This is a genomic window from Nostoc sp. CmiVER01 (assembly GCF_034531135.2).
Taxonomy (GTDB): domain Bacteria; phylum Cyanobacteriota; class Cyanobacteriia; order Cyanobacteriales; family Nostocaceae; genus Nostoc.
Genome location: NZ_JAVRBU020000020.1, coordinates 123904 through 144857 on the forward strand (window position 1 = coordinate 123904; position 20954 = coordinate 144857).

The 20954-nt window shown below is 39.9% G+C and carries 16 protein-coding genes and 1 pseudogene; 7 read left to right on the forward strand and 10 right to left on the reverse strand.

Annotated elements, in window-relative coordinates; all coding sequences use genetic code 11:
- Positions 1–7 precede the first annotated feature (7 nt).
- On the forward strand, positions 8–1525 hold the full coding sequence (locus tag RMZ43_RS29795) for an NYN domain-containing protein (protein WP_322652806.1): 1518 nt from the start codon (positions 8–10) through the stop codon (positions 1523–1525).
- A 904-nt stretch (positions 1526–2429) separates the two neighbouring features.
- Positions 2430–3092: a DUF2996 domain-containing protein gene (locus RMZ43_RS29800; RefSeq protein WP_322651904.1), complete on the forward strand. Its 663-nt coding sequence runs from the start codon at positions 2430–2432 to the stop codon at positions 3090–3092.
- 35 nt (positions 3093–3127) lie between these two features.
- On the opposite strand, the gene RMZ43_RS29805 is transcribed toward RMZ43_RS29800, so the two are convergent.
- Positions 3128–3622 (reverse strand): TM2 domain-containing protein, encoded by a 495-nt coding sequence (locus RMZ43_RS29805; protein WP_322651905.1) that lies wholly within the window; start codon positions 3620–3622, stop codon positions 3128–3130.
- Between the two features lie 368 nt (positions 3623–3990).
- On the opposite strand from RMZ43_RS29805, the gene acsF reads away from it, so the two are divergent.
- Entirely contained in the window at positions 3991–5067 is a 1077-nt protein-coding gene (acsF, locus tag RMZ43_RS29810; RefSeq protein ID WP_322651906.1) for a magnesium-protoporphyrin IX monomethyl ester (oxidative) cyclase, read from the forward strand.
- A gap of 299 nt (positions 5068–5366) precedes the next feature.
- Here acsF and RMZ43_RS29815 read toward each other — a convergent pair whose 3' ends face one another.
- The 4 genes from RMZ43_RS29815 to aroA all read right to left on the reverse strand — a co-directional run bounded on the left by RMZ43_RS29815 (position 5367) and on the right by aroA (position 11016).
- On the reverse strand, positions 5367–6956 hold the full coding sequence (locus RMZ43_RS29815; protein ID WP_322652807.1) for an alkaline phosphatase D family protein: 1590 nt from the start codon (positions 6954–6956) through the stop codon (positions 5367–5369).
- 226 nt (positions 6957–7182) lie between these two features.
- Positions 7183–7713 carry a PEP-CTERM sorting domain-containing protein gene (locus RMZ43_RS29820; RefSeq protein WP_322651908.1) on the reverse strand — a complete coding sequence of 177 codons (531 nt, stop codon included), beginning with the start codon at positions 7711–7713 and terminating at the stop codon, positions 7183–7185.
- 590 nt (positions 7714–8303) lie between these two features.
- Positions 8304–9398, reverse strand: coding sequence for a fatty acid desaturase family protein (locus RMZ43_RS29825; RefSeq protein WP_322652808.1), 1095 nt, complete (start codon positions 9396–9398; stop codon positions 8304–8306).
- 337 nt (positions 9399–9735) lie between these two features.
- Positions 9736–11016, reverse strand: a complete 1281-nt coding sequence (gene aroA / locus RMZ43_RS29830; protein WP_322652809.1) for a 3-phosphoshikimate 1-carboxyvinyltransferase — start codon at positions 11014–11016, stop codon at positions 9736–9738.
- A gap of 452 nt (positions 11017–11468) precedes the next feature.
- Between aroA and RMZ43_RS29835 the strand changes: the two genes are divergently transcribed.
- The 4 genes from RMZ43_RS29835 to RMZ43_RS29850 all read left to right on the forward strand — a co-directional run bounded on the left by RMZ43_RS29835 (position 11469) and on the right by RMZ43_RS29850 (position 14315).
- Positions 11469–12140: a carbonic anhydrase gene (locus tag RMZ43_RS29835; RefSeq protein WP_322651911.1), complete on the forward strand. Its 672-nt coding sequence runs from the start codon at positions 11469–11471 to the stop codon at positions 12138–12140.
- A gap of 823 nt (positions 12141–12963) precedes the next feature.
- On the forward strand, positions 12964–13272 hold the full coding sequence (locus tag RMZ43_RS29840) for a hypothetical protein (protein WP_322651912.1): 309 nt from the start codon (positions 12964–12966) through the stop codon (positions 13270–13272).
- A 372-nt stretch (positions 13273–13644) separates the two neighbouring features.
- Complete coding sequence (locus RMZ43_RS29845; protein WP_322652817.1) at positions 13645–13980, forward strand: element excision factor XisH family protein; 336 nt, start codon at positions 13645–13647, stop codon at positions 13978–13980.
- Positions 13968–14315 carry a XisI protein gene (locus RMZ43_RS29850; protein WP_322652810.1) on the forward strand — a complete coding sequence of 116 codons (348 nt, stop codon included), beginning with the start codon at positions 13968–13970 and terminating at the stop codon, positions 14313–14315. The genes RMZ43_RS29845 and RMZ43_RS29850 overlap by 13 nt, the downstream gene beginning before the upstream one ends.
- A 56-nt stretch (positions 14316–14371) precedes the next feature.
- On the opposite strand, the pseudogene RMZ43_RS29855 reads toward RMZ43_RS29850, so the two are convergent.
- The 5 genes and pseudogenes from RMZ43_RS29855 to vnfG form a co-directional block, all read right to left on the reverse strand.
- Positions 14372–14452, reverse strand: a pseudogene (locus RMZ43_RS29855) (transposase); the annotation flags it as partial.
- A 714-nt stretch (positions 14453–15166) separates the two neighbouring features.
- Complete coding sequence (locus RMZ43_RS29860) at positions 15167–16510, reverse strand: nitrogenase component 1 (protein ID WP_322652811.1); 1344 nt, start codon at positions 16508–16510, stop codon at positions 15167–15169.
- Between the two features lie 209 nt (positions 16511–16719).
- Complete coding sequence (locus tag RMZ43_RS29865) at positions 16720–18243, reverse strand: nitrogenase component 1 (protein ID WP_322651915.1); 1524 nt, start codon at positions 18241–18243, stop codon at positions 16720–16722.
- Positions 18244–18385: 142 nt separating this feature from the next.
- Positions 18386–19771, reverse strand: coding sequence for a V-containing nitrogenase subunit beta (gene vnfK / locus RMZ43_RS29870; protein ID WP_322652812.1), 1386 nt, complete (start codon positions 19769–19771; stop codon positions 18386–18388).
- A 498-nt stretch (positions 19772–20269) separates the two neighbouring features.
- On the reverse strand, positions 20270–20954 hold a 685-nt coding region (gene vnfG / locus RMZ43_RS29875), incomplete at its 5' end, for a V-containing nitrogenase subunit delta (RefSeq protein WP_428850940.1).

Below are 20954 nucleotides of genomic sequence, written 5' to 3' on the forward strand. Positions count from 1 at the left end.
TTTAGCTATGCCAAACAAAGCTGCTAACCAAGAGCAAGACTTCCTAATTGATTTATTAAGAGCAACTTATCAAAATCAGGAAGTATATCCAATTCTGCAACAGAACTTAAGCAAACTCAATGATAATTTAGCTTTCATATTGCGGAAATGGGTAAGCGATCGCTTTGCTAAAGAACCTGCCATTGCTATTAATTTAGCTAGAGTCATTATCAAACTAAGTAAAATTATTCAAGAGTTTGAACAAGGCAACCTTGCGAGTAATTTAGAAATTGCGATCGCAGGTTATGAAACAGTTTTGCAAGTGTGTACCCGTGAGGCTTTCCCTAAAGAATGGGATGTCGTCCAGCAAGCTTTGGTAACAGCTTATCAGCAACGTCAGCTAATTGTCTCCAGAAGCATTGGGGAACTTCGAGAGCAGACTATCCAAACCCAAACTCAAATCAATACATTAACTGAGCAATTACAAGAAGAATTACAACAAGCAAAGCTGCAAGTTAATAACTTAAAAACAACAATTATACAGTTAAAACAGGAAGAAGATAAGTCTGAATCAAGGATAGAGATAACATCTTTAATAGCTGAGTTTAAAGAGTTAAAGCAACGTCAGAATCTTGTAGAGCAAATTACTACAGCTAAGATTTCACCTAAAACTGAACAGTTCAACACAGCTATCTTTTATGATATTGAAAACTTAACAATGGGTAGAAACAACCCTAACTTAAATTTTTCTCTAAAAGACATTCAAACAAATCTGGAAAAAACTACTTTAGTTAATAAAATAGCTATCCAATGCGCTTATGCTGACTGGAGTGATTTTCGATTAAGGCCACTCAAGAATGAAATTCAAGAACTTGGCATAGAAGCAATTCAAATTTTTGATTATAGTTACAAACGGAATGCAGCAGATATGCAACTAGCCATTGATATCATGGAATTAGCCCAAAGTCGTCCTACACTGCAAGTTTTCGTTATTGTATCAGGTGATGGTGCATTTGCTGCTTTAGCTAAAAAGCTTCATGAATATGGAAAGACTGTAATTGGATGTGCTTATGAAGGACAAATTAATCGTATTCTCAGGTCTGTTTGTGATTGCTTTATACCTATACCTGCTCCCCAACCCACAAGAGAGGATGTTCCAATTAATGAAGTGACTAGCGAGAGTCCATTAAATGATGATATTTTAGTAGTAACTAATAAAGTTTTGCAGGATTTAAAGAAGAATTATGAGCAATTAAATCAGCTTCGACAAGGTGGTATTCTTCTGCCTAAAATTCACACAATATTGAAAGATAATATCCCAAATTTTGACCAAGAAAGAGAAAAACATGGTTATAAATTGTTGAACATTTTTTTAAAGACAGTCATTGAAGGAACAGATATTTGTCTATCGGGTGATAACAATAAATTAATTTTGAGAGAAAGGTTAACTTTAAGCTCTAATGGCTCATCAAATCAAACCTTCAATAGTAATAGCCCTTGTTTAAGGTCTAGAGTACTTACTACAAACTCCGTTAACCTGTCATAATCACGCTTGGTATACTAGTACAGCATGACCACAATTAGACACGCTTACCCTAAGTATAGGAATTATATTTGATTTTTGAGATATGTATAGGATGTGCTATGCCGTAGGCTAACGCACCAAAACTGTAAATAAAAATCCAGTTAATCTTTACAAAAAGTACAGGTAGTTTGGCAAATAAAACTTTTTTATCTATTAAACGATTAAACTTTTGCAGGCGATCGCTATTGGTATTAAGGCTTACGTCTTGATAGTAAATACAAAATATAGATGTTTTTACAACACATCTGTCTAATGAATAATTTATTAATTACCCATAAAGTGTGGGTGTATTTAGCATCAAAAAATGACCCATAAAAGCCTGGAAAAACCTATTTTAGTAAATAGTTACTATAATTAATAATTTATACAGTGTGTAAGTCTTAGTCCTATTCAGTAGAAAGTAGCTTTAACAAAAAGAATAAAAAAGTTAAAGGGCAAAAGTAAAAAGAAAATCTCATCTCTTTTTATTTTCCCTTTAACCAATTTTGCAAGAACTCTGGCGTAGTTATCCGAGAGCTAACAGAAATTGGTGCTTAACACTTTACTGGCGATGCCTACGGCGGCAAGCTACGCAATCCGATTTATTTTTGTAATGTTTTATTTATAAAAAACCTTTGCGTCTTGAGACTTCTGACCCTAATCTATGAGCAACAGTGGAAGAAGGCCACCTTGAAGTAGCTCTTAAGGTAAGATTGGGTGAGTCTAACGTCAGTATCTATTTTACCCTGAGCGTTAGCCCCTGGCTTAATTTTCCAGACTGCACAGTTATTTTTACCCTGCTGCATTAGTATGTCAAAATAAAAATACTCGATACATCAAGGTGAGCGATCGCTCCAAAAGCTAGATTAAAGGATTGACCTGAGCAATGGCAGACCCAACCAATCACAATCAAGCGGGAGAAGTAGCTCCCAGCACAGTTGACCACCAAGCTCCCAGTGTGGCTGAAGAACACGCTCCTAGTACAGACTCACCCGAAGCTACAGACCTTCCTACTGCTAACACGCCAGATCCGAAAGCTGCAAACCCCGAAGATAACCCTAATGCTGCTAAACCAGCTGCTGCATCACCCAAGCGAGAAAAACCCGCAGCCGCAGCCGCAACCGGAGAAAAACCCGCAGCCGCAGCTAAAGCCGCCAAAAAGGAAAAAGCCCCATCTGTTGAAGATAAGCCATTTGTCGAGTTTATCGAGCAAGACTACTTGCCAGCTTTACAAAAAGCGATCGCTCAACAAGGCGTGAAAGATTTACAGGTGTCTTTTGCCAAGCAGAAAGTGCCAATCACTGGCTTTGAATCGGCCGAAGAATGCTGGCAAATTATCGGCAGTTGGAAAGAAATTGGTTTACGTCAGTTTAATCTGTATTTCCCAGAAGAAGATATTCAAGGGAAAAAGGGATTTTCCTGTAATGAAGGCAAAAAACCTAGCACTCTTGAGTCATTCTTAATCGATGAGCGCAAAATTACCCTCGATTTGCTGGTATATGGCTTAGTTCAGCGCTTGGGTGGTCAAAAGTGGTTAGGTATAAATTAGTCATTGTTTTTTTTTAACAAAGGACAAATGACAATTTAAAGTTCGTGGAAATGGTAGGTAACGGCTCCAGTATTAGGGTCGTTATCTATTTTTACATAACCTGATTTGTACATCTCATTGAGAGTAGCTTCCACTTCAGCAAAGCTAGCTCCGGTGAACTTTACGCCTTGAGTAACAGTTAAAATACCACCTTTGCTTTCTGCCGCTTCGATCAGTTTAACCATGAGTTGGTTACCAGTTGGGTGGTGAACTTGAGAAGTAACCACTGCTTGATTCAACGGTACACCCAAGGGAGATACACCCGCTTTTAGTCTCAGCTTGTGTTCGTAGTTGTTAACCATATCGGTGATAAAAAACAAATCTACGATCTGCCCTATACCAAGCACACCACCAGTCAACAGCCACAACAAACCAGTCCCGATCTTGCCATTATAGAAACGGTGCAATCCTCCCATCCCGATAAATCCGACTGCACACAAGATGTAAGAGACAAGAAGTCGGTCTTTATGCTGATTGTTTTCAAGATTCATCTTGCTTTTCAACCCTTTGGATTTGCTTTTGTTGTCTAAGATGGGTTTTCCATGTTGTAGTAACAACTACAGAAAATTACTGAGATAGCAATGCTTTAAGATTACAATAGATGCGTGCTACTCCACTTAATTGAAACAGTGCTAATCACTGAACTAGGTTTATTTGACTACTAATCCGCGATTCTTGGTTCCGTAAACATTGAATGATTGTTGCAACTCTTAATCTTTTGCTTGCAAATTTCTAACCCGCACCTTGGTAGACTGAACTTTATACAATTGGATTATTCTGGGCTGTCAGGCCTTGCCAGAGCTTTAACCTTGGCTTTCTGGTCTACTTAAGATAATAAAGACGAAAGAGCAATCAAGACATGGTAGATTCCCTCAAAAAACCAGGCTTTGAAGAAATCCGGCCAGGGATTAAAGTCCCGGCAAAAGAAACCCTGTTAACACCTCGGTTTTATACTACCGATTTTGATGAAATGGCGCGGATGGATATTTCCGTCAATGAAGACGAGTTACAAGCCATTCTCGAAGAGTTCCGCACTGACTATAATCGCCATCACTTTGTTCGGGATGCCGAGTTTGACCAATCCTGGGATCATATTGACGGGGAAACTCGCCGATTGTTCGTTGAGTTTCTAGAACGCTCGTGTACGGCAGAGTTTTCCGGCTTTTTGCTGTATAAAGAACTTGGCCGTCGCTTGAAAGACAAAAGTCCCGTCTTGGCAGAGTGTTTTAACCTGATGTCACGGGATGAAGCACGTCACGCTGGCTTTTTAAACAAAGCTTTGTCGGACTTTAATCTGTCCCTAGATTTAGGGTTTTTGACTAAGAGCCGCAGTTATACATTCTTTAAACCGAAATTCATCTTCTACGCTACTTATCTTTCTGAGAAGATCGGTTATTGGCGCTATATCACCATTTATCGCCATTTAGAAGCACATCCTGAAGACCGGGTTTATCCAATCTTCCGATTCTTTGAAAACTGGTGTCAAGATGAAAACCGTCATGGCGATTTCTTTGATGCGATCATGAAATCTCAGCCGCAAATATTGAATGATTGGAAAGCACGGCTGTGGAGTCGGTTCTTCTTGTTGTCGGTGTTTGCGACAATGTATCTCAATGACATCCAACGCAAGGATTTTTATGCCACCCTTGGATTGGATGCGCGAGAATACGACATCCATGTAATTAAGAAGACCAACGAAAATGCAGGTCGAGTGTTCCCATTGATGCTGGATGTAGAGAATCCAGAGTTTTATGAGCGGTTGGATATTTGTATAAGCAATAACGAGAAGTTAAGTGCGATCGCTAACTCCAGCACTCCCAAATTCTTGCAATTCTTCCAAAAATTGCCGCTTTACATCTCCAGTGGCTGGCAGTTATTACGCTTGTACCTGATGAAACCGATTGATACTGTTTCTGCTCAAGGGGTAGTTCGTTAAGTTATAACAGGTTTGCAAAAGCTTTAGTGGTTCTGCTGTTTGCAGAGCCACTTTTTTTGTCCTAAATATTAGACATCTCCCAATACTGCTCGCTTTGTGCATTCTTAAGTCGGAATTGGATTTAGGGAAAAGGTTAAAGGGTAAAGGTTAAAGGTTTTTTCTTTCCCTTTTCCCATTCCCCTTTTCCCCAAAACCCGACAAGTATTGAGACATCTCCGAAAACTGTCTAAGTATAAAAATCATTTCCCCCTGCCCCCTGCCCCCTGCTCCCCAGCCTTCACCGCCTGGGAATTAAACGATTAAGCTTGTTGTATCTCTGGACGGCCATCTTCAACCACAAATGAAGCGCGTTTACTAATTGTGCCAAATGGAGTTGTGACATTTGACATAACTAGATAATCTGATTTCCAGGTTGTAGGAGTCAGCGCACAGCGAACATATCCCCGTTGACCGTTGAAAAATTTAATGTGTGGGTTATCTGGTAAATAAGCTTCAACGGTGGGATCAGTATCTGCTCCATCGCCACCGGAGGTAATTGAGGAACAGACGAATTCACTACCAACGGTGGCGGATTCTGGCTTATCAAAGTTAGCCTTCAAGTTCATCGCCCAGTGGGAATGCACATCGCCTGCCAAGGATACTGGATTAGAAGGGCGGCGTTGTCCAAGGAAAGCCATGAGGCGATCGCGCGAAGCCACATAACCATCCCATTTATCCATGCTGTAAGTTCCGCCTGCTCCTGGTGTCATATCTCTTTGAGCGATCGGAACCTGCTGCGCCAAAACATTCCACTTGGATTGTGAACTATTTAAACCATCATATAGCCAATTCTCCTGCACCTTACCGGTAATCGTTGCATTCGGATCTAAATCTTCTGGGCAACGTTCTTTAGTACCATCACCACAGGGCTGATCGGTGCGATATTGGCGGGTATCTAGGACATGAAAGGTAGCTAAGTTACTAAAGGAGAGCCGACGGAAAAGTTGCATATCGGGGCCAACAGGACGCGAGAAGGGGCGCAGTGGCATGTGTTCGTAGTAAGCTTGATAAGCAACAGCCCGACGTTGGAGGAAAATTGCCCGATTCTGATCTGGTTCAGTATCAATTTCTGAGATGTTGTTGGCGTAGTTGTTTTCCACCTCGTGATCGTCCCAGGTAACAATCCAAGGGAACGCTGCATGAGCTGCTTGGAGATTGGTATCGGTTTTATAGAGGGCGTGACGGTTACGATAATCTTCTAAGGTGAGAATTTCTGGACTGTTGTGTTGTCTGGGGCCACTATTTGAGATTCCCCCTTCATAGATGTAATCACCAACATGCACTACTAAATCGAGGTCGTCCTGTGCTAGATATTTGTAGGCGGTATAAAATCCCTGCTGATAGTTTTGGCAGGAGACTAGAGCAAAGTTAAATTTACTCAAATAGCTATTTGCTAAAGGCGCTGTCCGAGTACGGCCAATAGGGCTAGCGTCTTGTCCAACAAGAAAACGATACCAGTACCAAGTATCAGATTGGAGTCCTTCTACCACAACTCGAACTGAATGAGCTAGTTCTGGAGTTGCAAGTACCGTACCTCTGGAGACAATGCGCTTCATATCGGGATCAGTTGCTACTTCCCAGCGAATTGGCACATTAACAGGTGGCATTCCACCTCCGTTTAAGGGTTCAGGAGCCAGACGAGTCCAGATCACTACACTGCTAGGATAGGGTTCACCTGACGCTACACCCAAAGTAAAAAGATAATTAGAAAATCTGCTTGTAGCGATCGCTCTTTGAGGTGAAAATTGGTTAGCGATCGCTAAACCAGACAATGCTCCTGCTCCGATAATTAAGTTCCGTCGTTTCATTCGACTGTGCAGGAACTGCTCAAAATTCCGGTAATCTACCATTCTTCACTCCTGGCTAACAGGTAACTTAAAACACAGCAACAGCTAACACAAAGAAGACAGGGGAATCGTAGACAAACTTCGTAAATGATTCTCTTACCAGAATCAAGTTTTAATTCCCAATTTTTCTCTTAATATCATTGTGTTAGATGTTCTTTTGCCACATAAAAGCCTACTAATAAAAGATTAATCCTTGGCAAAGAAAGCATTAATATCAACTTAACCAAGGTTAGACTTTAATTTTTTTCTTCATCATCCAGCCAAGGCTAAAAGCAAAAAGAGCGCCAATTAAAGGTGTAGATTCAGGCACTTGTGTATACGAAAATCTACCTGATATGAGTTCAGCATCTGGAGAAGTTCTAGAGAAAGCTGTAAAATCTTCACCGATGATTTCGTAACTAATAGAACTGGAAGGATTAGATTTATCATTGAACAGATAATCTAATCCAAAATATGCTTTTCCTGTTGAAGATGTGGCTGGAAAGACAAGAGGAAACTCTGGATACTTGGTATCATCTTGTTCAGTGTAAAGGGTATTACCGTCAAATTGGAAAGAGAGTGACTTAATGGCGGCTACGGGATTAGCTTCATTACTAAAAGTTGAGTCATCAAAGCTAAAAAAGCCATTTCCCTTATTTGTAGGGCTATCAACTGTGAAGGCGTAATTAATAATTGCAGCAGATGCAGATTTTGCATCTACAGTAACGAGGGCTAAAGTAAGGCTAGCAGCAGCAAGCGCTAATTTTGAAACCAATTTCATCTCAATTTTCCTCACCATAAATTTCTTTAACCAATCCACACTGCAAAGTATATAAATAGTTGATTTCTAACTTATTCTTTTCCAAATCTGGTATTTATCACTGATTAAAATAGCGATCTAAATCAATGATTTTCCCCTTGTTTTAAGAAAAAGAAATAACTTTCCAAGCAATTGGAGACACCATATTTTAGAATCAGGAGTTTAAGCAGACTTTAATTAGAGGTAAAAATAAAATCAATTATCGAGATTGCAGAGTGTCAAAATTTGCGTTCGCGAAGCGTGGGCTTTGCCCAATCGCCTACGACATGCGGGTAGGCGATCGCATTCTATGAATTTTTTTCGCGCTCAACAATCAAAAAAATTGAGCGAACTACCAATGAATAAAATACAGAAAAGAATGATGAACCAAAGATAAACACAGATACTAGTAGGGACACGGGCATTGCCGTGTCCCTCATTAAAGTGGAAATCGCTATATATTGGCTTTTAAAACATCTTCTAAGAGTACTAGCAACAGAGAATAAGTTGTTATCAACAAAGGCAGTTATTACCGCAGAAAGATTGACCTTTCTAAAGGGGAGATTTTTTAACTATTTTAGATTCTCGCTTGTAGAACAAGGGACAGACTTTTTACCTGACCAATCTGTAAGAGTATTTTCATCTTTATAATGTCGGGGAGTTTGTAGTAGCAACTTCCAAGCCTCTCCAGCATCAAATAAATTAAAATGTTCAGAATAGTGAGTTTCTAACAAATCCCTAACTATAAAATAATAGTTAGAGTTCATTCCTGGAAAAATATGATGTTCAGTATGGTGAGAAAAATTTAAATGCAACAGGTCAAATATTTGATAAACCCGCAGGGACATACTATTAATCAGTGGATCGTTAACGCTGGTCATTCTACAAAGTAAATGATTTGTATAAATATAGAAAATTATCCCACCATAACCAATTCCAATAGGTAAAAAGTAACCAAGTGTGAGTTTGAGGGGTTCAAATTGTAGATAGGCTAAGATGCTTAAATGAATTATTACCATCATCAATAATTCCCCTGCGATCGCTCGACGATCTTTAGCACTAACTGTAAATGCAGCAGGAACATAATCTACAGATTTACGATTAAAAAATAGTACAGATGTAAGATTACGAAAAGTATGTACTCCCCAAGCTGAAGTCAATCCTACTGTGAACCATATTGGATTAACTTCACTAGAAGGCACAAATAAGTCCTGAATCCATTTTCCCCAGGTTGAAGACTGTTCATATAAGTAATTGCGATCCGGATCGCCCAAATCATTAGTGTGATTATGATGTACTCGGTTATGAACTGCTTTCCACAATGTTGGTGGCATCCACAACATTGTTAGTCCTAAAAAGCTAATAATATAGGTTAACCGGGCGTTTTTAATCACGCTACCATGCATTAGATCGTGGGAACTAAATAGTAAGGCAACCACGCTATTGCCCATAATGATACTTAGAGGGAGATAAAGCCATAAAAGAGATGGCAACCAACAATCTAACCGAGCTGCAATCATCCAGCCTAGTAGCAAAATTGTCAGATTAATGAACAAGATAACTAATTTACTTGGATCTGGGATAAATGCTTCAGGTGGAATTAGAGAACGTAATTCTTTCGCATATATTTTCTGGTGAATCAGTGTTTGATCGATACTAACATTCATAAATCATTGTTACGTAAAGAATTGAAATCAATACAGTTTTGCGGTAAATCGTAGCGTTTAAAAACGCAGACAAACACAAAGTCTTTCGTAATTTTATGCATTACGGACTTGTGAAATTCTATACTAAGACATTCCAAAAGCTAATTGCTCTCCAAAACCTTTGCCCAAAAAAGAGGGTGGAGAGATAGGAATGATGTAAAACTTAATTAGACAAGGATGAGCAGACCAACAAGAGAGGCAATTCTTAAGCAGAAAAAGAATGAAAAACAATCTTTTATTGCCTTTGAAATTACTTCTTTTTTTCCAGCAATGCAGTAAATTTTGCTGTTCTACTCTTTTATTGTTCTAACATTTGGAAGAATCGGGTAAAGTAATCTGGAAAAGTTTTTGCTGTACAGCCAGGATCTTTAATTACAATCCCTGGAACCTTCAAGCCAGTGACAGCAAAAGCCATCGCCATTCGATGATCGTGATAAGTTTCAATTGCCGCCGGGGTAATGGGGCCAGGCTCAATTTTCAGTTTATCTGGAAATTCTTCAACCTGGACTCCTAATCGACGCAACTCTGTTACCACAGCTTTAATCCGATCGGTTTCCTTGTATCGAATATGTTCCACATTCCGAATGGTAATCGGTGAACTGGCAAAGGGCGCGATCGCTCCTAATGTTTGCACCAAATCTGATATATCATTCATATCAATATCGATGCCTTGCAGTTGCTTCGGCCCCGTTACTTCGGTGTATTCATCCGAATCTTTAATTTGACAACCCATCTGTTCTAAAACATTTAGCCAGAGAATATCACCCTGAGAGGATTGTTTCGTCAAATGTTTGACGCGCACCCGTCCACCGGTGACGGCGGCGGCGGCAAAAAAGTAAGAAGCATTTGACGCATCGGGTTCTACTGTATAATGTCGAGCTTGGTAACGTTGACCCGCTTTAATCTGAAATTGATTATCGCCGATTTGAATCACTTCAACGCCAAAATCGGCCATCAGACGACAGGTCATTTTGACGTAAGATTGAGAAACTAATGTCCCCTCAACCTCAATGTTCGTATCTTGTTGAGCATAAGGCGCAATCATCAGCAATGCCGAAAGTTGCTGACTTGTTTGGTTGGCTTTCAACCGAAAATTTCCGCCAGCGAATCTTTGGCTATAGACGGTGTAGGGCATAAACCCAGAGTTTCCCTCAAAGTTAACGGTTGCTCCACCCGTTTGCAGTACCGTCAACAAGTCCCCCATCGGTCGTTCTCGCATCCTGGGAACCCCATCTAGGCGATATTCGCCGCTACCCAATGCTACCAGCGCCGAGATAAATCGTGCTGCTGTACCTGCCAAACCCACAAATAAATCTGCCTGTTTAGCTGGAATGTCGCCTCCTCTTCCCGCCACTTGGATTTGTGCCAGATCAGGATTTAGCGTAATGGGAATGCCCAATTGTTCTACGCATTTGGCAAAATACTCGCTATCTTCACTAAATAAAGCATTTTCTAAAAGGGAATCACCTTGTGCCAAAGCTGCGACAAGCAACGCTCGATTAGTAAGACTTTTAGACCCAGGAATTTCTACCGTGGCATCCACTGGCCGATTTAGAGCAGGAATTGCAATGGTATCCACGTTAAACCTCTACGTAGGCGGTTAGCTACAACTTTATATATTATTGCAATATTCTGAGCAAAAGGGGCAGGGAAAGACATTCTATACTCCCAATTACTAAGTAATTTGTTATGAATTCAAGTCTAATTTCATCTCACGTATCGATGATTTAGAGACACAGGCGCTGATAATATAGATATGTCTTAAGTGTATATACAGAGGATTGAAAGTATAAAGCAGTAAAAGCTATCAAACCTCTTCTCAAAAAGTTTGGAGAACTATGTATTGTCTCTGATGCCAAATTGATTGTACATTAAATAACTTTAATAAAGTTAATTTTGTACGCTGCTTTTCGGTCTTCCTAGAAGTAAGCGTTTATTCTTCCATATTAATGCCAGGAGGTTATACACGTAAAATTACTGAACAAAAAGTCAATTCAATACCAAATATATTTTAATGAGAAAAATTGAACTATGTCTATTAAACGCATAATTGAAGGTCTAAATGAGTTTCATGACAACTATTTTCTTACACATCGAGAGTTGTTTGAACAACTATCCCAAGCTCAGAACCCGGGAGTATTATTCATCACTTGCTCTGACTCGCGCATCGATCCGTGTTTAATTACTCAAAGTCAACCAGGAGAATTATTTGTTATCCGTAATATTGGTAATATAATTCCTGCTTATGGAATGCTGAATAACAGCGAAGGAGCGGGCATAGAATATGCTGTCCAAGCTTTAGATATTAAAGTTATTGTTATCTGTGGTCATTCCAACTGTGGAGCAATGAGAGGGCTATTACAAATAGGTAGCCTTGCTCAACAAATGCCTTTAGTTTATGACTGGTTAAAGCAATACGGTGAAGCTACTCGCCGCCTTGTTTTAGACAACTATAAGGATTATACCGGCGATAAACTATTAAAAATTGCAATTGAGCAAAATATATTAACTCAGATAGAAAACCTAGAAACATACCCAATAATTCGCTCTAAAATACATAGCAATCAGCTTACCCTTCATGCCTGGATTTATGAAATAGAAACTGGTGAAGTCTTTGCTTATGATGCAAGCGTTAGTAAGTTTAAAATTTTAGAAAACCGCCCATTTCCTGTACCTAATCTCCTGACCCGACCATCAGAATGATTGAGATAGCTACATTTAATCAATGATTGCTAGTGGATAGTAACTTTTCTATTAATTTCTATTTTGGAAAATACTTGTAGAATGCCAATATTAACATTCAGATTGCTGGATAACTACAAATAAAATTTAACGAAGTTAAACACACTATAACAATTTGTGAAATTTATGGTATCAGCGATAAATATAATTTATTCTTGTTTTAAGATGATGAAACAATAGTCATCTTTAATCAATAAGTACCTGTAAAATACATTATTTTGCAGGAAAATATGCAGCGAAAAAACTATTTGTAGGAGTATTGATTAGCCTCTCGGAAAAAGGGGTGTAATTGCATAGACGTGCAGCCTCCAGTCAGTAGACATCGCCAGATTATTTATAACTATTGAGTGATATCACACTTAAGTTATTAAGTGAACTAAAACTAGCTATAGAAGAAGAACACTGGCAAGGTTATCTTATAGCCTAATCTTGACGAGCATCTTTTTCTGCTTCAGTTTAGAGTTGTTCTCCCAAAAGCGATGGCAATTCTCAATGCACTCTGTCAGGCTCGATGAGATTAGGGAGTCAATATTGAAATGGTAACAAAGAGAGGTGTATATAAATACAGTCAATTGAAAAAGTAGGTAATCTAGATTTTTTAAAAAAGTAACAATTGTTGCTGATAGAAGCAGGCGATCGCGCTAATATTTTGAACTTAAGTCCGATCCAACTCCAATAACTCCTTAACAATTCGTAATTTATAGTATCAAGTAACTAAGTTGAGTTATGAAGGTAAAAATATAATTTTTTCTAAAACTGAAATTCAATTACATCCGAAGGACAAATGACGAACATAGACAAATTTCAAAGACTAGTAGAACTTGCAAACGATCATGGAATTATTTGCCAGCCAACACCAGAAGAATGCTTAATTGCATCCTTGCCTGGAGACGATGATTTTTTATTAGCTTTTACTTGGTCTGGTACAATTGAGGGAGAGCCACCAGAGCATGAATTAATTGCAATTAGTGTACAAGATATAGTCAAAGAAGTTACCGTTGCAGCTTGGCAGATTCCTTTTTATTTATTCGGAAACGTTTTAAGGCAAGCTCAGATGCTTGTCGCTGCTCACAAAGATTTTGTTAGCAGTTAGCAGACAAGCTTTAGCTAAAAACTACTATCCCTGTCAACTTTGGCAGGGATTTTTATTGAAAGCGACGGAAAACTCCATCCCCAGGTGGCTTAGTATAAAAAGGATGTTTCAGTGTATGCTCAGAATAAAGTCTAACATCGGTTTTTTAGTGGAAAAATTAAAGATTAATTAAGATTAATGAAGGCATCAAGTCAAGTGTGTAAAGACAAAAATTAAAATGAGACGATAGCACTTGCTCAACCCAACTATATGAGCGATCGCTTTCAATATCGTATTAAATTTGAAGCGGTAAGTACTTCAACAATATAAATGCCTGCTAAAGATATTTACCATAACGCTGTAAGATTTGCATTAGTCAAGGATGGGTAGGAGATTCTTACAGAAGATTATACTTTGGAATATGGTGGCGATCGCTTATACGTTGATATTGCAGCAGAAAAACAAGGTCAAAAAATTCTTGTGGAAGTCAAAAGCTTCATAGGTCGATCATTTATTAATGATTTAGAGCAAGCTGTTGGACAATATGTTGTCTATCGAGATATAATGCTTGAAACTGCATTAGATTTTAAACTGTATTTAGCGATTACACAAGGAACCTATAAAAGTTATTTTCAACGCCAATTAACTCAGATGATTATCAATCGCAATCAAGTTAAATTGTTAATCGTTGATGCCGAAAATGAGCTGATTGTGCAATGGATAGATTAAAGCATTATCGTCAAATTATCCAAGAAGTTTTAACAGAATATCATCATCTCAAGGAAAAATCTGGTTCTAAAATTGAAAGTGTTTTAGCTTTTGATGAAATACACGATCAATATCTTTTGCTATTGATGGGTTGGCACAAAGATGAACGGATTAAAAGTGTGATGATTCATATCTGTTTAAAAGATGAGAAAATTTGGATTGAGGAAGATTGGACAGAAAATGGGGTAGCGACAGATTTGTTGCTCAAAGGGATTCCAAAAGAGGAAATTGTTTTAGCATTTCATCCACATCATGTTAGACAATATACTGAATTTGCGATCGCCGAGTTTTTTTGAGAATGCGATCACACTTGGGAGAGGAGATTGCACTTAAGTAAGATCCATTCATACGTTTCTTTTGCTGGTGGAATCAAGGGGGCTAGGATTTTCCACTCCATATCTGTTAAGTCTGTGGGGTAAGACTTTCGTGCCATACCTAACTATGTAAATACACTATGTTTAATGTATCCTATCGTTATCAGAACTCTTTTCTTTTTACTTTTAGATTTACTTTATAAATAGCCTCTTAGTCTAAACTCCAGTTGTTGGAATACTTAGTTTGCTTGTTAACCTTTCGGTTAGTTCATATTACAGATAGTAACTTCAATAAATCGGGTTCATATTAACTATTTTTAGGTAGTAACAGAAAAGCTAATTAATTATTTTTATTTTTCATCAACTATAGATTTTTAATAAAAACTAAATGCATATAATGCTACGTCGATTAGCGTGCGATCATCGTTGCTCAAGTGCTTAAGATTTATTTTATAAACACCCTCTCAATCACTACTTCCATCAGCTTTAAAATTGGCTTACAAAAATATATTGTATAATAGAGCGTGATTCAAATTACTTTCTCAAAACTTTTCAGACATCCTCTAAAGTAACCTCACAACGTGCCCAATAAGTAGCGCTTCAAGCTTTAAAAAAATACCACCGTTTGGACAATAATTTAATATAACAACGCGATGTAAATGCTGCCAAAGTAATTTTCAGTCGTGCTCCCGGTAGGGACGGGCAGTTCCGAACTAACGCTAGTGGAGATGTTCTCTCTACTTTTACAGGACGCAAGTCCTGTAAAAGCAAAGAACGTCAGTGATGCTAGAATCCGCCACCTTTAGACGTGGAGAGTGTCAAATAATACCTTTCTATGTCCAATGAATCTCTTTAGAACGAAAAGCTCTATCCCAATCGTTAGCAATCACCTCCATCATATTGATCATGCCTTCATAGCCAAAATATGGTTTGTCAACATAAGTTTCTCTGTTAGTGGGGCTAAATACATCAAAAGTAATTTTGATTCCTAGTTCCTCTGCCATGTATTTTTCCCATGCCGAGCCAATCACGGCATCAACATCCAACTCTTGCAATGTCTGCTTAACTTGATAGCCATCTGCCGAAAATGCTACGCGGGGAGCAAGACCAAGGCTGTGCAGTTCTCGCTCCAGGATTGAACGAGAATCAGGCATCGCCGAGCGAAATAATAAGACTTCAGGAATCATCTCCAATTCTTCAAAGAGCATTCTAACCAGTCCAATGCCAAGCGTCCCATCCGCAGATACAGCAATTCTACAGTTACGATATCGGGGAATAATCATCAATGCTCGTTTGCGAAGTGTATCTATGACCCTTTCTTCGCCTTGTTTAATTAGCGGTTCGACTTTTTCTTCGATTTTAAAATGTGCCGCTAATGCCTTCAACCATCGAGTAGTGTTGTTTACCCCTACTGGTAAAGGTATATCATCAAGGATAAGGGGGATATTGTGGGTCTGTTGCATTTTCCGAGCAAACTTATACCCAACATCATGACTAAGAACAATATTGGCCGTTGCCTCACCAGCTAGCTCCAGTTCTTCAAATGAGGTATTATGAGAAAAAACAGTCTGTACTTTAATCCTCAAAGATTTTAAAATCTGCGTTACCCATTGCAAGTCAGCCCACCAAGTAGGATTGAGATTTGCCTGTGGCGCAATGATATTTACAATCCTCGGCTTTCTGCCCCTTCTCTTAGTCTGCCTTTTTTTGATAAAAGGAAGTAAAGCCTCTAAACCCATCTCCAAGCCATCATAAGTATTGCCCCGAAATCCACCAGCAAGTAAAGGAACAAGTTTGGCTTTCACATCTGGTTGAAGTTGATGGCATAATCCTGCAATATCTTCACCAATAATGTCCGCCGCGCAAGTACCAACGACAAACATGACCTTAGAATCAAAAGATTGATCCGCTTCTTTAATCATCCCCTTGAGTTTCTCAGACGCTCCCATCACAATGTCTGACTCAAAAAGGCGGGTACAACCTACTTTCCGCTTGGTGAAATCAACCTCATGAGCATCATACCCAGCTGCAACAGTGGACGCGCAACCCTGTGGAGACTGAATCACAATACTGACATCTTTAATGCCAGCAACCGTAGTTGCAATACCTTCAAGGGCGCACCCAACAACTGGGTCTTTACTATGGTCACAATTATCAAAAGTTAGTCCAGCAGACATTTTTCCCTCCTGTTTTTCTAAGGTTTGACTATGATAAAAGCGTTTCACGCAGTCTGTAGCGACTTCTGCTTTAAGGTTTCCGTGTTTTGTGCAGCTTGTAACAGCTTCCGCCTTGATATTTTTGGCTTAAGCCTTGCCCGTATCAGCCGGTCCCGGCGTTTACGTTCTAGCAAACCTACAATTTTGTCTAACGGAGAAAATTTCATTTATTACTCGTTAAAACATTTTCCCCGCTTCTTTCCTGCTGCATATACGGTACAGTCAGGCATATCTTGAGCTAATTTTCCGCTTAGTGATTGAGTAGATGCTAACCCGGAATTTTTAGGGAATACCATTTGCTTAGTCAAAGCACTCCGAGGTCTAAAGCCATATTGAAGTGCTGTTTTAATACACCTTGCGACCTTTAAGGCTCCGCGATAGCCAAATCTGGGACGATTTAAGATAGCATTTAAATCGACTACGGGAATATGGGGGAAACTCAAGGAAGAACCAAAATAAACTACCGATTCTGCATCAAGACCACCAATAAAATCCAGTAATTCATCTTCCGTTTGTTTCATGGACTCGTACTTGCCAAAGGCCAGTGTCCCTTTCGTAATCAGGATTTCTGGGTCTAACCCTGTTTCCAACAAATAATCTACACTGGTTTCTCGTGCTTCTGTACTCCAGGGATGGAAGTTATAGATTACTACACGCATCCCAAAATCACGATCCAACATGTGAGCAAGAGATAAGCACTTGATAGCATCATGTCCTTCGATAATCGCTAACTTCCCTTCTATATAACTCTTAGCTGCTTCAAATTCAGTCTTGATTGCGGCATATTCCTTTTCCATTAGGGCAGCCGCCTGTTCTTCCATCCCTAAATATTTTGCCGCCCCTTCGAGCCATTTTTCTGTAGCACTGATTCCATAGGGGAGGATAGTAGAATTTAACGGCGTACCAAACTTGTCTGACATGGCTTTGCCAATGGTATAGCCAAGATCCAAACATAAGGTACAGTTGACTGCTGCACTCGGTGCTTGCTTGAGTTCTTCTAATGTGCAATCACCTGCGATGACGCTGTGAACTCTTGCCCCCATTGCTTCTATTAATCGCACCAATTCTTTGACATCAGTTTCGACTTCTGTCCTTTCAGGGCCCATCTTTGCGCCCACAATATTGACAGCATTGGCTAGTTGTGCCTTCCGCTCTGGAGTTGGCGGCTCCATAAAGTCTACAATTTGCCGAAATACGATATCAAATCCACTGCGATATTCCCCGGCGAATCCTTCACAATGTATCGTCATGATCTCAGCATCGATTTCGCTGCGGGCTTTATTCACTACGTCATCAACACAGTCGCCAATAATACCAGACGCACAACTAGTGGCAACAACGATCGCATCAGGATGGTATTTTTCATCTACTTCTCGAATCGCGCCTTTTAATTCTTTTTCCCCTCCAAAAATTACCGCCTTCTCACTCATGTTCGTAGTCACCACGGGTTCATAAGGGGAACCACTATTGCGGCTATTAGTCAGCTTGTATGCCCGCTTAACTCCATAAGCACAGCCACTCGGCCCATGAGAAATGACGATCGCATTTTTAATCCCACTTAAAATCTTCGTTGCAGTCCAAAATTTACAGGGGCGGGTATGACTACCTTGTAAAGTGGTCTTAATCTTACCTTCTTTTGCCAAGCGATAAAGTTCGCTCAAGTTTCCGTAAAATACGACATTCTGATCTATCATGATAGTTCTCCAAATATTTCATCTTTTTTAAACGCAGAGGGTCGCTGAGGTTGGCGCAGAGGAACGCAAAGTTTTGAATAGAGGCTCAAACTCTGCGCTCCTCTGCGTTTTACTCTGCGTTCCTCTGCGTTGAAAATTCAATCTACCAGACGTTTAAGATCCACTCGTGATCGTGCTTGTTCTCCATATCTGCAAACATGGCGTTGGCGATGTTATCTGCTAGCCATTCTGCTCCTTTGTAGCCAATCACAGGATATTTCCACAGACCTGCACGGTCAAAGCTAGGAAATCCTACCCTAACCATCGGAATTTTGTTGTCGATAGAAATATACCGACCCTTGGAATGACCTAGAATCAAGTCAATTTCGAGGGATTTATCTGTAATGCGGCGCTCTAATTCCCAGAGGTCTGCATTCCAGATGACTTCGATATCACAGGCTGCTTGCTTCTCCAACTCGGTAATTCTTGGGTCTTTGGTGCAGGCTTTGTTGTCGTCTCCCAACAACATCAGCACTGGCTCTAACTCAACTTCTAAGCAGAACTCTGCTAGACCAATTACTAGATCGGGATCTCCGTAAATAGCTACCTTCTTGTTGGCGAAGAACATGTGTGCGAGGTCTGCGATCGCATCAATAGCTTTACCCCGTTCTTTGACTAAAGATTCTGGTATTGGTTTACCAGTTAATTTGCTGATATTTTGCAGCCAAATGTCGGTATTTTTGATACCAATTGGTGTTGGGCCAAGAATTGCCGGAACTTTGAACTTCTCTTCTAAAAATTCGGCTGCACTACCGCCTTCATATTTACATAAGGCAATAGTTCCCAACGCATTGGCAGAATCAGCAATTTCTTCGATGGTTGTATTCCCAAAAGCAAAACTTGTCTTATCGGGCATGGTGGGCGCATCAAAGGTTTCTGTATCCAGTAAAATATTTCCTGGAACATCCATCTCTTTTAAGATGCGTTTAACTTCAGTGACATCTCCAGGGTTAAGCCACCCAGTAATGATGTTCAACTTGCCAGTTGGTTCGCCTTTTTTTGCTAGGCTAGAAATAATTGCGTGTACGCCGACATTATAGCCTGTTACCTGGCTACCTTTGTAACTGGGGGTATGTACAGGAACAAGAATAACCTTGCGATCGGGATAGTCTTTCTTTAACTGGGCATTGAGCTTATTAATGGTTCCTTCGATATCGTCCCCAATTGTCTCAGTTGAACAAGTCGTAATAATTGGGATAATCCGTAAATCGGGATATCGTGCTACTAAGGTCTTTACGCCTTCCTCAATGCGTGGCTGTCCTCCAAGGACAGCGCTATTTTCATGGAGTGAAGAAGAAGCAATGTCGAAATTTTCCTTCAAATGCTGGGCAAACAAGAGACGAACGAACATACTACATCCCTGTCCTCCATGCACCAGGGGAATACAATCTTTGATTCCGATGGAAGCGTATTCAGCTCCAGCAGGCTGACAGGTAAATATAGGATTGATGATTCCCTTGCGTTCTTTCTGTTTTACGACTAAAGACATTCTCGCTTACTCCTATGTGGTAAAAAATTGCGTGATGAGTGTTTGGCGTTGCTGAACGAAGAGATGAAGTGTCTTTTCGAGCTTAAAAAAGTGGAGCGATGTCTGTGGCGAGCGATCGCTAACGCTGCATCCAACCAAAAAGCAAGCTACCAATAGCATTGATTACACAAGAAAAGTAGAATTGAATTTCCTGAAAATCTTGAAAGCTAGATCAGATGCTTCTATAGTCAGACGGTACGTGGACACTACGCTTATTGGAAATGCTTTTGGTGTAGCTTGTCGGTGACACCGCTCTTTACTCTGTAAGTCTCGACTCTGTAAGAAAATTTCTGCACAAACTACTAACAGGATGACTTGACTCTAATTCATACTCCAATTCAACAACGCCGTTCGTTCAGTGAGGTAGTCTGGTCTTCTCCAAAGAGAGAAGGGAGACACTAAGAGCGATCGCAAGTCCGCGAGCGTCACCCAGAGGGTTAAATTACCGATCCAATTGCTTTAATAAAGCGAATAATGTAATTCACCATTCTTCGACTTGGTTATTACAATATCGACCAGCATTGCCTTAACAGCTTCCAGTACTGCCTTCTTTTGCGAGTTCTCCATGCTATTTAACCATGAAAACCTAATTTCCAGGTCAGCCGAAAGGATCTTCGCATCTGCATAAAAACCCCTGTCAATCAAGGTTTCCAGAACTACCTTTTCTCCAGTCAAGATTTGGGCGGTTTTATTGAGAACACCATTGATGTTTTCTTCCCGATCCCATGCACGAGAGTGAAACTGCCACAAACAACGTTCTTGAATTAATTTTGTGACTTCCGCAGCTCGTTCTTGAATGTATGACGCGATTTCCTTAGCTTGCACTTGAACTTGTGGCGCAACTTCTTTAGCTTGCACTTGAACTTGTGGTGCAACTTCCTTAGCTTGTGGTTGAACCTGTGGTGCAGCTTCCTTAGCTACTTGTGGCGCAACTTCCTTCGCTGGCTGTTTGACCTGTGAAGTGGCTTCCTTAACTTGCTGTTGAACTAAAGAAACGACTTGCTCAGATAGCTCTTTGGTTGCTTTACCGTTGCCATTACCATTGGTACTTGGTAGATTTTGCCCACCACGGATATCATCCTTAGCCAACTTCATCAAAGGGGAGTAAATGGCATTGTACATATCGCGTGCCATATTCACCGCA

Bases quoted from the DNA above. Each gene is read 5' to 3' on its own strand.
- RMZ43_RS29865 (WP_322651915.1), bottom strand. From the start codon at position 18,243: ATGATAGATCAGAATGTCGTATTTTACGGAAACTTGAGCGAACTTTAT.
- RMZ43_RS29820 (WP_322651908.1), bottom strand. From the start codon at position 7,713: ATGAAATTGGTTTCAAAATTAGCGCTTGCTGCTGCTAGCCTTACTTTA.
- RMZ43_RS29800 (WP_322651904.1), top strand. From the start codon at position 2,430: ATGGCAGACCCAACCAATCACAATCAAGCGGGAGAAGTAGCTCCCAGC.
- RMZ43_RS29840 (WP_322651912.1), top strand. From the start codon at position 12,964: ATGACGAACATAGACAAATTTCAAAGACTAGTAGAACTTGCAAACGAT.
- RMZ43_RS29795 (WP_322652806.1), top strand. From the start codon at position 8: ATGCCAAACAAAGCTGCTAACCAAGAGCAAGACTTCCTAATTGATTTA.
- RMZ43_RS29815 (WP_322652807.1), bottom strand. From the start codon at position 6,956: ATGGTAGATTACCGGAATTTTGAGCAGTTCCTGCACAGTCGAATGAAA.
- RMZ43_RS29825 (WP_322652808.1), bottom strand. From the start codon at position 9,398: ATGAATGTTAGTATCGATCAAACACTGATTCACCAGAAAATATATGCG.
- acsF (WP_322651906.1), top strand. From the start codon at position 3,991: ATGGTAGATTCCCTCAAAAAACCAGGCTTTGAAGAAATCCGGCCAGGG.
- RMZ43_RS29860 (WP_322652811.1), bottom strand. From the start codon at position 16,510: ATGTCTGCTGGACTAACTTTTGATAATTGTGACCATAGTAAAGACCCA.
- RMZ43_RS29805 (WP_322651905.1), bottom strand. From the start codon at position 3,622: ATGAATCTTGAAAACAATCAGCATAAAGACCGACTTCTTGTCTCTTAC.
- RMZ43_RS29835 (WP_322651911.1), top strand. From the start codon at position 11,469: ATGTCTATTAAACGCATAATTGAAGGTCTAAATGAGTTTCATGACAAC.
- vnfK (WP_322652812.1), bottom strand. From the start codon at position 19,771: ATGTCTTTAGTCGTAAAACAGAAAGAACGCAAGGGAATCATCAATCCT.
- RMZ43_RS29850 (WP_322652810.1), top strand. From the start codon at position 13,968: ATGGATAGATTAAAGCATTATCGTCAAATTATCCAAGAAGTTTTAACA.